Here is a 15,544-nt window from a genome sequence, read left to right on the forward strand (position 1 = left end):
TTTTATATTGCACGTCAATTATCGCTTCAGATTTAGAAAGAATGGTGGTTACATGCTACTGTTAACACTCCCTCCTTTTCTGATGCATTTAATTTGATATTTGCATCGGGTATACTATTTATAAGCTGTTTAGATGACTGATTTACTTGCATACTTCCTTCAAATGCGTATGAAGCCAAAGGAAAAAATATAAACATGGCAACTTGATTTCAAACTCCAAGTAGACAAAGATTATTTAATTTCCCTGATTGGGTCAACGTATCAAATCCATCTTATAGTCCCCATCTCTACTTCACAGACCTTTATCAGGATCAAAATAAGGAAATCATTGTTGTTTTAACTACAGATTACTGCAGTGAGGTAATAATTGTAGACGTCAAGTTGAATTTTACACTTTTTGCTCGTTTCCTTTTTACACTTCTGCTGAAAAAATGCTCTTTCGGTTTTTCATCCGATGGCTCTCCTCATTCTCTCCACCATGTATGACTTCCACTCGATGAAGTAAACGATCCAAAATAGCTGTCGTAATCCCTTGATCTCCAATTAGATTACCCCATTCATCTGGACTTTTATTTGAAGTAAGGATGATTGAACTTCGTTCATATAAGTGATTAATTAAATGAAAAAATAAGTTTGCTTCTCTCTGATCCATCGCCATGTACATTAAATCATCGATAATCACAAGATCGGCATTTCTAATTCGCTTGAGTTGAACTTTAGATTTATTCAGGTATTCTTCTGTCTTTAAAAGTTGTACTAGTTCACCCATTGTAGCGAAGTAAACATTGAATCCTTTATAAACGGCTTCAAGTCCCAGCCCAATTGCGATATATGTTTTTCCAATCCCAGGGGGACCTAAGAGAATCAAATTATACTGTTGCTCTAACCAGCTTAATTCTCTAAGTTGAGAAAGCTGGCGGGCTGTTAGAACGTTTTGACCTTTAAGTTCAAACTCATCTAATGACTTCACGAAAGGGAAGCGTGCCCATTTCATTCTTTTTTCAAGGCTCTTTGCTTCACGTTTTACTAATTCATATCGTGTGATAGATTCTAAGAACTCCAAGTAAGTCCAGGATGCTTTTTCAGCTTCGCGAAGAAGCTGTGGTAGCTCCTCCGCCGTCTCTGATAAACGTAACTGTCGAAATTGATCTTGTAATTCATGCACCGTCTTGTTCATCATCCTCGACCTCCCAAAATGCTAGTATACGCGTTTAAAGAACGGGTAGAAGCCTTAATAGGAGGATGTTTTGCTAGATTGGCATAAAAGGATTGTACCTCTTTAACTGGTTCATCACGCAAACTATCAAGGTGATGAGCGATATCCCGAAAGTCATTCGCATTGTATAGTTTTTCTGTAGTGCACTTGGCCAACACAGTATTAATTAATGATGGATACTGTTGAATCACCTTGTATATGATCGCAAATTGGTCTCGACGATACCTTGGGTATCTTTGACTGATCTCATCAAAATACACAGCTGCCTGAGTCTGATCTTCAAAGTAAGAGATAAGACGTTGTTTAAGCTCTTCAATCCCCTTTGAACGATCGCGAGTATGGTGACGGTTTTGAATGAGTTTTCCTTTTTCTGAACTAATAATATGTTCGGTGATGATTTCACCACTTGCTTCTTTGCGTACCACAAGAGTCTGTTGTTCTTTGTTTGTCACTTCAATCCATACTATATTTTCAGTCATTGTTTGATAAGTCCCTAGTGGAACAGAATAACGGTTAGACTTATAACGGATCGTGTTGTCCTTGCTTACAGTTCTTGTTATACTTTGTTTATTGGTACTTTCATATGAAAGTAACGAAGAGACTGGCTGTAAGTGTTGCTTTTCGAGGAGAAACACTTCTGCTGGTCTTTTTTTCGTTGTCTGGTGAACCTGATGGTTCCCTGTACGTTGAAGCCACTGTAATGCTCGATCATTCCAATCTTCTATGTCTCTAAAAACTCGACTGTCTGCGAAATTCCCTTTTATGTATTTCACTACATTTTCAATCATGCCTTTAGATTCCGGATCTGCTCTTCTGCACAAGTGAACTTTGAATTGACGCTCATTCACATAGTTTTGAAATTCTTCTGTTAAAAGTAGCTGACCTGCGTTTTCACTCACAGCGATTAAGTGGTCCTGATCGTAGACAATTTCATTTGTACGTCCACCGTAGAATTGGAATGCATTTTCATGACATCTGATCGCATCTCTTGTAGTAAACGGACGTGCCTGCCATTCCATATATTTATGTCTAGAATGAGCGAGTACAAAGGCTATAAAGTACAATTTGATTTCTTTGTTGTCTGTCGACTTCTGTTTTGTTTCACCCCAGTCTACCTGAAGTTGTTTGCCCATTGGTTGTTCAGGAACTGCTTCGTATTGACGGACAATAACCTTTTTCTCAATCTGATAGACTTCACGGATATTTCGAACATAAGTCCTCACAGTACTTCCCCCAACCGAAAGGTCGGGATACCTCTCCAAAAGCCAATCATGAATTTGAGCACTACTCAGGTGAGGATATTCTTCTAGCCAAGCAAGTATCCAGTCTTTATAGTGGTCTAACTTTTTCTTCTTCCCCAAGGGCTGTTCAGTGTATGCTCTTGCCTCATTAAATGTCATTTCTAAATACTTGTAGACAGTTGGCCTTGAAATCTTAAGCTCCTTAGCGATTTGTGCTACTTTAAATTTTCTTTTGCGTAGTTCATGAATCTTTACATATAACACTAACTTTTCCTCCAAAAATCCTAACCTCCAGTAAAATAACGTCACTATTTATTTTACTAAAGTAATAGGTTGATTGAGCAAAAGTGTAAAATCTTATCGAGCAAAAACTGTCAACTTTATTCTAGCGTTCACAATAATTCATAAGGTTCATATTTCTACAAAGATATCAATAAAAATAAGTTTACGGAAAAGCTTGTAGAAACCCATAAAAGTGATGTTCTCTACCTTACATATTTTTTATAATTGATCAATACGTGTCTTGCTTTTTATGCATTAATACTTCATTGAAAATAATTCATGAAATAAGGCATTTTTGGAAATGCTAAGGAATTAATCGTAAAAATCATTTCGTAACAATAATGAACATTTTTGTTACATGGTGAGAAAATAATATTTAGTTTGCCAATCTAGCATAAATAACGCAACAAAAATATGTAACAAAATATTTTGTAACAATATTAATTATCCCTTATTTTTGGTACAATTATACTGAAAGGAGAGGATAAAAATGGAATTTGGTTACATACGTGTTTCAACTATTGATCAAAATTTGGATCGCCAAAAAAGACAGCTTGAAGAATTTGGATGTGAACGCATCTTTTTTGAAAAAGTAACGGGAATGAAACGGGACCGTCCGGAACTAAACCGTATGCTGGAGTTTCTTCGTCCAGAAGACACCGTTGTTGTATCGGATTTAACTCGTTTATCCCGTTCCACGAAAGATCTGATTGAGATTACGGAACTCATCGCTCAAAAAGGAGCGCATTTAAAAAGTTTAAAGGAATCTTGGCTGGATACAACCACGGCACATGGGAAAATGTTGTTTACTATTTTTGCAGGCATTGCCCAATTTGAGCGAGATCTCACTTCTGAACGGACAAAGGAAGGCATTTTAGCTGCAAAAAAACGGGGAAAATATCCTGGAAGACCAAAAGCTGATGAAGAAAAGATAAACTATGCCCTATATCTTATAGACCAAGGGATGAGCCGGACAGATGCTGCCGAAAAGGCCGGTATTTCACGTATGACTCTATATCGTAAGCTACAAAGGGGCGAAAAACATTGAAAAGGAATTGGGAATTAGATGAGTTAATTGATCACTTTATACTTATGCCTGATGAACAAGAGCAGATTCAACTAAAAAGAGGAAATACGAAACTTGGGTTTGCTGTCATGTTTAAGTTTTTTCAATACGAAGCTAGGTTCCCTCATACCAAGAGTGAGATACCAAAGACAGTTATAGAGTACATTGCTAAACAGCTAAAGATAAGTCCCGATGTTTTTTCTGAATATGATTGGACCGGACGTACCATTACTTATCATCGTTCGGAAATCCGTACCTATTTTGGATTTCGCGAAACTACTCTGCAAGATGTAGATTTATTAACAGAATGGCTTTGTAAGCACGTGTTATTTCATAGTCATGAATTTAACTATGTTGAGGATAAGTTGTACCTACAATATAGAGAATTAAAGATTGTGCCTCCCACCCCGGATCGTGTAGAGCGTCTTATTCGCTCTGCTACCTACTCCTATGAAGATCAATTTTTCACTTCTATTTATCAAAGACTTTCTAACCAGACATGTGAAGGGTTGGATAGATTAATTTACCTTTTAGAAAAAGTTGAAGACACCTCAGAAGCAAAAGAATCATTATCATTTCATGAATTAAAGTCCGATCCTGGACGCATTGGTTTAGAAACAGTCTTCAAAGAACTTCAGAAACTTCAAACCATAAAAAAACTGCAATTACCCTATGATTTGTTTAACGATATTTCACCAAAAATTTTAAAGAAATACAGAAAGCGTACAGCAACAGAGGATATTCGTGAATTGCGCAGGCATCCACCTCAGATTCGCTACACACTTTTATCTTCATTCTTTTGGCTTCGAAGAGCAGAAATTACAGATGGTCTAATTGAACTACTTATACAAATTATTCATCGTATTAATGTTAGAGCCGAACGTAAAGTGGATAAAGAATTAATACATAATTTAAGGAAGGTAAATGGGAAAAACAATCTATTGTTCCAAATGGCTGAACAAGCGTTAGATAATCCCGATGGAATTATTCGGGATGTTCTTTATCCTGTTATCAGCGAAGAAACACTTAAAGATTTAGTAAAAGAATTTAAACATACAGGACCTGCCTACAAACAGAAGGTATATACGATTATTCGTTCATCGTACAGTTCTCATTACCGCAGGATGGTTCCCCGTATTTTGGATATGTTAGAGTTTTGTTCAAATAATGAGACTCATCATCCAATAATCGAAGCGTTAGAACTTATAAAAAAATATATAAATTCAAATGCTCACTTTTTTCCAAAGTCTGACCAGGTTCCATTAGATGGTGTAATCCGTCCCAGCTGGAGATACCTAGTCGTGGAACAGGAGACTTCAGGCGAAGAGAGAATCAATCGTATTAATTATGAGATTAGCACCTTGCAAGTCTTACGAGATAGGCTGCGATGCAAAGAAATATGGGTACCTGGTTCGGAACGATATCGTAATCCAGATGAAGATCTGCCGCAGGACTTTGAACAGCGTCGCGAAGAAAACTATAGAGCACTGAAAAAACCTATTAATCCCGATGATTTTATCACCAATTTAAAGGAAGAAATGAAAAAGGTATTAAATAAATTGGATCAAGGAATTCCTAAAAATAATAAGGTTCGTATTTTAACAAAAGGGAACGGTAATGGACGAATATCTATATCTCCTTTTGATCCGGTTCCTGAGCCGGTCAATCTATCACGCCTAAAAGCTGAAATTATGAAACGATGGCCAATGACGAGTTTACTAGATATCCTCAAGGAAGCTGATTTGCGTGTAAACTTTACGGACCTTTTTAAAACAGCTGCATCCAGAGAGGTCATTAGTAAAGATTTGCTACAGAAGAGGCTTATCTTATGTTTATACGGTTTGGGAACAAATGCAGGGCTAAAGCGAGTTTCAAATGGGGAACATGGCGAAAAGTATAAAGATTTATTATACATACGGCGAAAATACATTGATAAAGACAATCTACGTAACGTTATTGCTGAGATTGTAAATGCCATTTTGCGAAATAAAATGACAGATATATGGGGAGAAGGAACAACTTCCTGTGCTTCCGATTCCAAGAAATTTGGTGCGTGGGACCAAAATCTAATGACTGAATGGCATATTCGGTATCGGGGCAGAGGTGTAATGATTTACTGGCATGTAGCTAAACATTCAACCTGTATCTATTCTCAATTGAAATCATGTTCTTCTTCTGAGGTAGCGTCTATGATTGAAGGGGTTTTGAAACATTGTACAAGCATGGAGGTTGAAAAGAATTATGTAGACAGTCACGGTCAAAGCGAAGTAGCTTTTGCCTTTTGCCATCTCTTAGGTTTTAAGCTTATGCCACGATTAAAAGCTATTAATTCTCAAAAGTTGTATCGGCCAGATAGTGGCATGAGTGATGCTTTCCCTAATCTGCAACCGATTCTTACAAGACCTATTAACTGGGAATTGATTCGGCAGCAATATGATCAGATGATTAAGTATGCTACTGCCCTGCGTCTTGGAACTGCCGAAACAGAGGCTATCTTAAAACGTTTTACAAGAAGTAACCTAAAACATCCGACTTATCAGGCTCTATCTGAGCTGGGAAAAGTCATTAAAACCATATTTTTATGTGATTATTTAGGATCTGAAGACATTCGAAGAGAAATAAATGAAGGGCTCAATGTGGTAGAGAACTGGAATTCCGCCAATGGCTTTATTTTTTACGGAAAAGGTGGAGAAATTTCAACAAATAGACTAGAGGATCAGGAGATTGCAGTTCTTTCTCTGCACCTTTTACAAAACTGTCTCGTGTATATTAACACACTCATGATTCAATCCGTTTTATCAGAAAAGGAGTGGCAAGATATGATGACACCTGAAGACTTGAGAGCGTTAAGTCCACTTATATATAGTCATGTAAATCCTTATGGTATCTTTAAATTGGATATGATGGAGAGAATTCCAATCGAAGAAAGGGAATCAGAAATAGAAAACACTTTGCATATTTAACATTGTTCCTTATTGCGGGTAGTGACAGCTTCGCTGGTACTACCCCGACTATGGTCTTTGGATATTCAGAGCTGTCAATTAATAAGTAAATAACGCTTTGACTGAAACTGATAATGAATCATATTTTTTGCTAACTAATCATAATGAGGTTGGAATTGAAGTAAAGCGCTCAAATTTGAGCGCTTTTTGTATTTGTACATAGTTAGTTTTATAAAAAGGTTCTTTCGTGACTTACTCTAAAACCGATTCAGTGAGTTCATCTGTTGACACATGACACCGTGTCATCTATAGTAGGTAAGGTCTAGATCATGACACGGTGTCACATCGAAAGGGTGAAAGTCAGCATGCCAAAGCCGACGTTCTTCAATTTAAATGAAGAGAAAAGGCAGATATTAATAGAAGCTGCCAAAAAAGAATTTTCTCGTGTCTCCCTTTATGAAGCCTCGATTTCAAATATATTGAAAACTGCCGGAATTCCAAGAGGAAGTTTTTATCAATATTTTGAAGATAAAGAGGATGCATTTTTTTATTTACTGAATGAACATACTCAGGAAAGACATGAAAAATTCTTATATAACTTAAAGAAGTTCCAGGGAGATATATTTGAGGCGGTTACAGAAATTTTTTACCACACCTTAAAACGTTCCCATTCAGAAGGTCAGAACAATTTCATTAAAAATGTCCTCCTTAATATGAACTATAAAATTGAAAAAGCATTCACAAAATTTCTCAGTAAAGAAGAATTAAGCCAAAGATATGATGAAGTATTTCATTTAGTGGATTGGGAAAGCTTGAACGTCTCTAATGAACATGACCTTTATCATATTTTGCAAATATTATCAGCCGTTACATTTCATAATCTTGTACACAGCATTTCAAACGAATTGAGTATTGAGGAGGCCGTTTCTAAGTATAAGCTTGAAATCAAGCTGCTTAAGACCGGACTCTTAAAAAAATAACTTAATAATAGATGTTAAGGATAAAGAAAGAAGGGAGAATATGAAGGAACCATCACATGATGTATCCAAGTCAGCTGATACCTTCAAAAAATTTCCGTTATTATTCGTTTTAATTTCAGGGGCTTTCGCGGCCATTCTAAATCAGACGCTGCTTGCGACAGCACTCCCACATATTATGGAGGATCTGAATCTTGAAGCCAGCACAGCACAGTGGTTAACATCCATTTTCATGCTGGTGAACGGAGTGATGATCCCGATTACCGCATTCCTTATCGGACGTTTCACGACCCGCTCATTATTCCTGACAGCTCTGGGGCTTTTTGCAACAGGTACATTGATTTGTGCGGTTGCCCCAAATTTCGGCGTCTTAATGGCAGGTCGCATTGTACAAGCTTCAGGGGCAGGAATTATCATGCCCTTGATGCAGACGATTTTGTTTTTGATTTATCCAGTAGAAAAACGGGGGAGTGCAATGGGGATGTTCGGACTGGTTATTTCCTTTGCGCCAGCTATCGGACCCACTCTTTCAGGATGGCTTGTCGATCAGTTCCCGTGGAGAAGCTTATTCTATGTCATTTTGCCGATTGTCATCATCGATTTGATCGTGGCATACTTCATCCTGGTAAATGTTACGAAGCAGACATTCCCGAAAGTCGATATCTTATCAATCATCTTATCCTCACTTGGTTTCGGAGGATTGCTTTACGGGTTCAGTACCGCAGGAACTACGGGATGGGGGAGTACACAGGTGATCGTTGCGATGATCATTGGTTCAATTACGTTGACCTTCTTCATTTTAAGACAGTTTAAATTAGATCAGCCAATTCTTGAATTCCGTGTATTCAAGATAAAATTGTTTACGATCACAACCGCACTCGGCATGCTCGTCTTCATTGCCATGATTGGAGGGGCGACTGTTTTACCTATCCTGATGCAGAATATGCTTGGATTTTCTGCTTTTGAGTCAGGACTTATGCTGCTGCCTGGAGCACTTATAATGGGCTTTATGAATCCGATCACAGGAAGGATCTTTGACAAGTTCGGTGCCAAGTGGCTTGCTGTCACCGGGTTGATGCTGATCTCGGTGACAACGATTATGTTCACGAACCTCACCCCAGAGACAACGTTCATGTATCTGACTGTCGTCAACGCGTTTCGAATGCTGGGTGTCGCAATGGTGATGATGCCGGTCACCACCGCCGGTCTCAACCAGCTTCCTAATTCTCTGATTCCGCACGGAACCGCAATGAACAATACAATGCGGCAGGTATCAGGTGCTGTTGGAACCGCCTTGCTCGTAACGGTCATGACCACCGCTGCACAACCGGGCAGGGGAGTGGAGGGCCTCGTTCATGGGGTCAACGTTTCCTTTTTAGTCGCAGCTATTTCGGCGTTAATCGGACTGATCCTTGCCTTTTTCGTGAAAGATAAGAAACCTAAGACAGTGAAGACTACAGCCTGATTTTGTAAGCCAGTTTCTTACACATTGAAACTGGCTTTATTACTTTCATTGCAACTATCCATAGAATAAAGTCCACAAAAAAACCTCGTCATGACGGACGAGGTTTTTCCTGTTCTTACTCACCCGAAGATTCATCTACATCAGCGGCTACAGCTTTCTTAATGAAAAGTGAAATGATGACCGCTGTCAGTGCAAGGGCTAACGCGAACCAATAAGCGCGGTGAACACCAAATGTCATGGCATCATTCATTACATCCTGAGTAACAGTTCCGGTCCGGTCATCAAGATAGCTCTCACGACTTTGTGTCATGATGCTCACGAACACCGATACCCCTAAAGCCCCTGAAACGGGCTGAAGGGTATTCGAGATGGCTGTTCCATGAGGATAAAGGTTTTTAGGCAGCTCATTCAGTGCATTTGTTTGGGCAGGCATCATGATAGCAGATATTGACAGCATCAACAGTATGTAAACAATGATGAAAAACCAAATTGGGGTTGCCTGGCTGATATTGCTAAAAAATATAATGACTCCTGATAGCACGATCGTACCAGGAATGATCAACTTTCTCGGACCGTATTTATCAAATAAAGAGCCCATCACAGGAGACATTAATCCGTTTAACAGCGCCCCGGGTAATAGTAACAGTCCTGCAACCTTTGCCGAATATCCGAGCGGGCCCTGTAAATACATGGGCATAACGATTTCAGATGCGAACATTGCCATGATCACGATGATGAATAGAACGACCCCGCGGGCATAGCTTTTATATTTGAAAACCCGCACATCAAGCAGAGGTTCCTTCAATTTTAACTGCCTTAAAACAAACCACACAAGGCTGACTGCACTCACTATAATAATGGTGACGATTCTTAAAGATGTGAACCCTTCACCTGCTTCTCCTGCAGCACTGAAGCCATATACAATTCCAGCAATACCGACTGAAGATAGGACGATTGACCATACATCTACGCCCGGCCGTGTCACTTCCCCAACATTTTGCAAGTACTTCCATGCAAATAAAATAGAAAACATTGAAAAAGGTATGACCGTGATGAATAACCATCTCCAACCGAGAGTATCTACAATAACTCCGGATAAAGTCGGTCCGATCGCAGGTGCAAACATAATGACCAATCCAAATGTCCCCATGATTTTACCGCGGACTTCCGGTTTATAGATAAGCAGTATTGCATTCATAATGACCGGTATCAACAACCCTGTTCCGACAGCTTGAATCATTCGTCCAGTTAATAGCATCGGAAAATTCATTGCACTTGCTGCGATGGTCGTACCGATCAAGAATACCGTCATTACACCGATAAACATTTGTCTTGTTGTGAACCATTGGATCAATAATGCTGATATCGGCATCAATACCCCCATTACCAGCATGAAGCCGGTGGCAAGCCATTGAACCGTGGGTGCATTAACCCCAAACACTTCCATTAATTCAGTTAGTGCTATATTCAACAATGTTTCATTCAGAATAGCAAAAAAAGCGCCTATCATAAAGGTGATCAGTATCGCTTTTGAATTGATTTTTGATTCCATTTTACTCCTCCGGCTTTTAATATATTTTGACCTTAACTATAATCTACTATTTAATAGAAAGTGTCCAGAAATGAACCTTAAATTCCATAAATTTCATCATCTCCATATGATACAATAAAACAAAGGCAATAGGAATGGGGGATTCATAAGATGTGTACTGAGCAAGGTCTATCTCATCTTTATTCCAAACTCACTATCATTTCGGGTGAAAATTATCTTATCATTGAAAATACAAGCATTCTGACAGCTCGAGAAATCCGGCAGTTCATCCTGTATGTCATCAATCATCCGGCATATGAACATATCAATTCGATTGAATTTTTGATAGACAAAAGTCTTGAAAATGAACTGAATTCTTTTTTACATACATACGATTTTCATATGACCGATCAACTGGTAAGAGTTGAAAAAAGATTAGACGGTCAAGGTCGGTCCGTCAAGGATTCACCATATCAATATAAAAATCTTAAAGATCTCTCAGTACAGGGTTTTAAATATCTATGGAGTCTTTCGATGGAAGGATCCCCCAATCCACAGTCAAGCTTAAATATTGATGAACATTTCCAGAGTGTCAAAACAGAACTGGGAGAAAATTACGAACGTTCCTGCATGGCTGTATATGAGAATGAAAAACCAATCGGTGTTATCATACCGCATATCGAACCAGGTACTGCAGAAGAAGGCAGACTCTTTTATTTCGGACTCAGTCAAAGGGAACGAGGGAAAGGTAAAAGCGGGATCATTCACCAAGATGCTCTTGATATCCTCTATAAAGACTTCAGGGCTGCCTATTATATAGGAAGTACCAGTTACAATAACCAGCCTATGCTCAACACGTTCATCAAAAACGGCTGCAGAATAAAAGAAGAACTATTATGTTATTCTCTTACAAGATAAAAGCATCCTATTTTGACTCCAATCAGCGATGGTCAGCTTATCTATATAATAGTTATGAGGGAACAATGGTAAACTACAATCATGAAAAAAACTCTCGCTGTGAAAGGGTTGGATTGTTAAATGTCTGATTCCATTAAACATACATATGATCAATTGGCCGAAACCTATCAACGTGATATTGATAAAGCAAGTCCTTATAATGCTTACTACGAAAGACCCGCTATGCTAGCCGAGCTCCCTGAGGATTTGAAAGGAAAATCCATTTTGGATGCAGGTTGTGCAGCAGGCTGGTACACCGATTATTTTGCACGTCAAGAAGCGATTGTCACAGGGGTAGATCTGAGTCCGGGAATGATTAATGCCGCGAAAGAAAGAGTAGGGAACCGTGCGACAGTCATATGCCATGACCTTCAAAAGCCTTTGCCTTTTGAAGACGATTCGTTTGAATATATCGTCAGTTCTCTCACTCTTCACTACTTTGAAAATTGGGAGGATACCTTTAGGGAATTTCACCGTGTATTAAAACCGGGAGGTACTTTTCTCTTTTCCATCCATCATCCGTTCATGGACTTTTCACGAAACGATTGTGACGATTATTTTCGAACAGAGACCATCACTGAAACTTGGAAAAAACCTCATATTACAATCGATGTCACCTTTTACAGAAAACCTCTCGAACGAATTATGAACGACACAACCCGGCATTTCATTCTTGAAAGACTTGTAGAACCTAAACCAGTCGAAATGATGAAGTCAATAAAAGAAAAATCGTATCATTACCTCATGACCAACCCACATTTTTTAATCATAAAAGCTCAGTCAAAAAAGCCCATAGAATAGTAACGGGAGTGTTTTAAGGTACAAACCATAAAAAACATTGGAAAAGGGAAGCAAATCGTCATGATTTTGCAACCCTTTTTTTATTGGATATAACAAGCTTTTTAAGGAATTCGGATTCTAATCTGTATATTAACTTGTTACCAAAACTGCACTAAAATTGAAGCGTTACAGAACTTTTTATAACTCTTCTATTAGAATGTTATTTTATAATCTGGCTAACGTGTTAGTTTAGTCTCCAAAGTTGAAAGATGTGAAAAAACCAAAGAACAGATTGGTAATTTCTAAACCTTACCCTTTATAGAGTAACTAAAAATATAAATAGGGGGAAATTTTCCCGTTAATCAGTTGGAGCTCGCTTTGATAGGGGTAAATAAGCGGAAAATTTTCCTCTAATCTTGCCCAGATCCCCGATTTTAATGTTTTTCAAGTAAATAGAAGTAAAACTTCCCTTTATTTTAATTGTTTTCAAATCCATTTCTTCATTAACGGAAATATCTCCCCTTATTTAATAACCCAATATTACTGATGCTTTCATCTGACTCGGGGGGCCGCTTTTGTTCACTTTGTCGGGTAAGATTAGCTGTAAATGCATCTGCAATTACTACCACATTTTGCTGTGTAGATTGCAATTTTGTATTCCAAACTAGAACCCGTTAATAGAAAAGGGCATTTTTTTAAAAACCATTCCCACTATATTAACCCGAGCATATATCTTGAACAATACTTTTGAATGTCTTACAATAATCTCGAATTAAGAATATGTCTATTTGAGATAAAGGTTTTCTAACCCACTGGATATATTTCTTAAACAAATAGAGAGAGGCAGGTCATTCAAATGACTAAGGTATTGTACATCACAGCTCATCCTCATGATGACACCCAATCTTTCAGCATGGCAGCTGGAAGAGCATTCATTGATAAATATAAGGAAGTAAATCCAACACATGAGGTTGTGGCGGTAGATTTATATAGGGAACATATTCCACAAATTGATGCGGATGTATTCAGTGGATGGGGAAAGCTGCAGACCGGTAAAGGGTTTGAGGAACTATCCGACAGTGAAAAAGCCAAAGTAGGCCGTTTAACGGAACTCGTCGATCAATTTGTTGACGCGGATAAATATGTTTTTGTTACTCCATTCTGGAATTTCTCTTTCCCTCCTGTTATGAAAGCCTATATCGATTCCGTTTCAGTGGCAGGAAAAACATTTAAGTATACAGAGCACGGCCCAATTGGTTTGCTTACAGATAAGAAAGCTCTTCATATCCAGGCACGGGGAGGCATTTATTCTGAAGGCCCAGCGGCTCAAATGGAAATGGGACATCGATATCTGGACATCATGATGCAATTTTATGGAGTGCCTTCATTCGAAGGGTTATTCATCGAAGGACATGCAGCCATGCCGGATAAAGCACAAGAAATCAAAGAGGACGGCATTGCCCGTGCGAAGGATCTTGCACATACATTCTAAGCAAAAGAGCCAGCGATTTGCTGGCTCTTTTTTTAATCGATACATAAACTGTCATTTCATGGTAAGATAATTTTGAAAAGTACGAATTTAATTAATCACAAAGGAGCATGTACATGACTGAAAAGATGTGGCAAGAAGTTGATCACTATTTCATTACCAAATTGCATAAACAGGATGAAGTGATGGAGGCAGCAATAAAGGCAAATGATGAAGCGAACTTGCCTGCAATCGATGTAGCACCCAACCAAGGGAAGCTGCTTCATCTGTTAGCAAAGATGAAAGGTGCAAAAAATATTTTGGAAATCGGTACTCTCGGTGGGTATAGCAGTATATGGATGGCAAAAGCCTTGCCTGACGAGGGAACGCTTATTACTTTGGAATATAGTGAGAAACATGCCGAGGTTGCCCGTGAAAATATTAAACGTGCAGGTCTTGATAATAAAGTCAAGGTTCTTGTCGGTGCTGCTTTAGATACACTGCCTTCCTTAAAAGACCGTACATTTGATTTTATTTTTATCGATGCAGATAAAAAGAATAACCCTCATTATATCAAGTGGGCCATCGAGCTTTCCAACCCTGGCGCAGTCATTATTACAGATAATGTGGTCCGCGGGGGCAAAGTAACGGATACCGCCAGTGAAGACGAGAATATAAAAGGGATACGAGAATTTGTAGATATTCTGTCAGAAAATGAACGCATCGATTCTACAGCCATTCAAACGGTCGGAACGAAAGGTTATGATGGATTCGTCTTTAGTATTGTAAAGGAATGACCATAGAAAAAGCCTTGCAAAATCAGAATGTTTGTAAATTCTAAACAAACATGTCATCATTAAATCATACCATTTTAATCGGATAAGGAGATGAGGAACATGAAAGTAGCAGTGGTCGGTGCTAATGGACAAATCGGAAAGCATTTAATCAATCTATTACATAATAGCAAGGACTTCACTCCAAGAGCGATTGTCAGAAAAGAAGAACAGGCCAGCTCTTTCCAAAAAGAAGGCATCCAGTCGTCGTTAGTCGATTTAGAAGGGACGGTTGAGCAAATCGAAAAAGGATTGAATGGTACTGATGCGGTTGTATTCACCGCCGGATCAGGAGGCCATACAGGGTCTGATAAAACGTTGCTTATCGATTTAGACGGCGCTGTAAAAACAATGCAAGCTGCAAAGAAAGCCGGTATTGATCGATTCATCATTGTAAGTGCACTACAAGCACACAACCGGGAAAATTGGAACGAATCTTTAAAGCCTTATTATGCTGCAAAACATTTTGCAGATAAGGAACTGGAACGAAGCGGGCTGACTTATACCATTATCCGTCCAGGGGGCTTATTAAATGAAACTGGAAGCGGGAAAGTTTCTGCTGCCGTAAATTTATCAAGGGGCTCCATCCCTCGCGAAGATGTCGCCAAGACCATCTTCGCTTCTATAACAGAAGAGCACACGTATAATCGAGGGTTTGATCTCATTTCAGGAAATGATACAATTGATGCAGCTGTTAAAGGAATTTAATGGAAGAAAAGGCGTGATGATTCTATCATTACGCCTTTTTGTCATGATGAAGGTTTAATTGAAAGAATCGTACTATGT

Annotated in this window: 12 protein-coding genes; 9 read left to right on the plus strand and 3 right to left on the minus strand. The window is 38.7% G+C overall.

The genetic code is table 11. The features are described 5' to 3' along the window. Window positions 1–412: 412 nt before the first annotated feature. On the minus strand, window positions 413–1,177 hold the full coding sequence (istB, locus tag HWX64_RS09875) for an IS21-like element IS643 family helper ATPase IstB (RefSeq protein ID WP_175989604.1): 765 nt from the start codon (window positions 1,175–1,177) through the stop codon (window positions 413–415). Then, window positions 1,177–2,721, minus strand: a complete 1,545-nt coding sequence (gene istA / locus HWX64_RS09880; protein WP_175989603.1) for an IS21 family transposase — start codon at window positions 2,719–2,721, stop codon at window positions 1,177–1,179. Before istA ends, istB begins: the two co-directional genes overlap by 1 nt. Window positions 2,722–3,229: 508 nt before the next feature. On the opposite strand from istA, the gene HWX64_RS09885 reads away from it, so the two are divergent. The 4 genes from HWX64_RS09885 to HWX64_RS09900 all read left to right on the plus strand — a co-directional run bounded on the left by HWX64_RS09885 (window position 3,230) and on the right by HWX64_RS09900 (window position 9,189). Then, window positions 3,230–3,787 carry a recombinase family protein gene (locus tag HWX64_RS09885; RefSeq protein WP_175989283.1) on the plus strand — a complete coding sequence of 186 codons (558 nt, stop codon included), beginning with the start codon at window positions 3,230–3,232 and terminating at the stop codon, window positions 3,785–3,787. Further along, a complete protein-coding gene (locus HWX64_RS09890) occupies window positions 3,784–6,768 on the plus strand; it encodes a Tn3 family transposase (RefSeq protein ID WP_175989284.1) in 2,985 nt (994 codons plus the stop codon). The genes HWX64_RS09885 and HWX64_RS09890 overlap by 4 nt, the downstream gene beginning before the upstream one ends. A 344-nt stretch (window positions 6,769–7,112) precedes the next feature. Then, window positions 7,113–7,727, plus strand: coding sequence for a TetR/AcrR family transcriptional regulator (locus HWX64_RS09895; protein WP_175989285.1), 615 nt, complete (start codon window positions 7,113–7,115; stop codon window positions 7,725–7,727). 40 nt (window positions 7,728–7,767) lie between these two features. After that, window positions 7,768–9,189, plus strand: coding sequence for an MDR family MFS transporter (locus HWX64_RS09900; protein ID WP_175989286.1), 1,422 nt, complete (start codon window positions 7,768–7,770; stop codon window positions 9,187–9,189). A 115-nt stretch (window positions 9,190–9,304) separates the two neighbouring features. On the opposite strand, the gene HWX64_RS09905 is transcribed toward HWX64_RS09900, so the two are convergent. Continuing rightward, window positions 9,305–10,741: an MDR family MFS transporter gene (locus HWX64_RS09905; protein ID WP_175989287.1), complete on the minus strand. Its 1,437-nt coding sequence runs from the start codon at window positions 10,739–10,741 to the stop codon at window positions 9,305–9,307. Between the two features lie 150 nt (window positions 10,742–10,891). Here HWX64_RS09905 and HWX64_RS09910 point away from each other — a divergent pair, with 150 nt between their 5' ends. The 5 genes from HWX64_RS09910 to HWX64_RS09930 all read left to right on the plus strand — a co-directional run bounded on the left by HWX64_RS09910 (window position 10,892) and on the right by HWX64_RS09930 (window position 15,466). Then, window positions 10,892–11,638, plus strand: coding sequence for a GNAT family N-acetyltransferase (locus HWX64_RS09910; RefSeq protein ID WP_175989288.1), 747 nt, complete (start codon window positions 10,892–10,894; stop codon window positions 11,636–11,638). A 120-nt stretch (window positions 11,639–11,758) separates the two neighbouring features. After that, window positions 11,759–12,478: a class I SAM-dependent methyltransferase gene (locus tag HWX64_RS09915; RefSeq protein WP_175989289.1), complete on the plus strand. Its 720-nt coding sequence runs from the start codon at window positions 11,759–11,761 to the stop codon at window positions 12,476–12,478. A gap of 835 nt (window positions 12,479–13,313) precedes the next feature. Next, on the plus strand, window positions 13,314–13,949 hold the full coding sequence (locus HWX64_RS09920; protein WP_175989290.1) for an FMN-dependent NADH-azoreductase: 636 nt from the start codon (window positions 13,314–13,316) through the stop codon (window positions 13,947–13,949). 113 nt (window positions 13,950–14,062) lie between these two features. Further along, the gene (locus HWX64_RS09925; RefSeq protein WP_175989291.1) at window positions 14,063–14,722 is read left to right on the plus strand and encodes an O-methyltransferase; all 660 of its coding nucleotides are present in this window, start codon (window positions 14,063–14,065) and stop codon (window positions 14,720–14,722) included. Between the two features lie 99 nt (window positions 14,723–14,821). Then, window positions 14,822–15,466 carry an SDR family oxidoreductase gene (locus tag HWX64_RS09930; RefSeq protein ID WP_175989292.1) on the plus strand — a complete coding sequence of 215 codons (645 nt, stop codon included), beginning with the start codon at window positions 14,822–14,824 and terminating at the stop codon, window positions 15,464–15,466. The last annotated feature ends 78 nt before the right edge of the window (window positions 15,467–15,544 follow it).

The sequence above is a fragment of the Bacillus sp. Marseille-Q1617 genome (assembly GCF_903645295.1).
Lineage (GTDB): Bacteria > Bacillota > Bacilli > Bacillales > Bacillaceae_B > Rossellomorea.

What these genes read in the sequence shown, in the direction of transcription:
- istB (WP_175989604.1), bottom strand. Translation starts at nt 1,177, where the DNA reads ATGAACAAGACGGTGCATGAATTACAAGATCAATTTCGACAGTTACGT.
- HWX64_RS09885 (WP_175989283.1), top strand. Translation starts at nt 3,230, where the DNA reads ATGGAATTTGGTTACATACGTGTTTCAACTATTGATCAAAATTTGGAT.
- HWX64_RS09895 (WP_175989285.1), top strand. Translation starts at nt 7,113, where the DNA reads ATGCCAAAGCCGACGTTCTTCAATTTAAATGAAGAGAAAAGGCAGATA.
- HWX64_RS09900 (WP_175989286.1), top strand. Translation starts at nt 7,768, where the DNA reads ATGAAGGAACCATCACATGATGTATCCAAGTCAGCTGATACCTTCAAA.
- HWX64_RS09905 (WP_175989287.1), bottom strand. Translation starts at nt 10,741, where the DNA reads ATGGAATCAAAAATCAATTCAAAAGCGATACTGATCACCTTTATGATA.
- HWX64_RS09910 (WP_175989288.1), top strand. Translation starts at nt 10,892, where the DNA reads ATGTGTACTGAGCAAGGTCTATCTCATCTTTATTCCAAACTCACTATC.
- HWX64_RS09915 (WP_175989289.1), top strand. Translation starts at nt 11,759, where the DNA reads ATGTCTGATTCCATTAAACATACATATGATCAATTGGCCGAAACCTAT.
- HWX64_RS09920 (WP_175989290.1), top strand. Translation starts at nt 13,314, where the DNA reads ATGACTAAGGTATTGTACATCACAGCTCATCCTCATGATGACACCCAA.
- HWX64_RS09925 (WP_175989291.1), top strand. Translation starts at nt 14,063, where the DNA reads ATGACTGAAAAGATGTGGCAAGAAGTTGATCACTATTTCATTACCAAA.
- HWX64_RS09930 (WP_175989292.1), top strand. Translation starts at nt 14,822, where the DNA reads ATGAAAGTAGCAGTGGTCGGTGCTAATGGACAAATCGGAAAGCATTTA.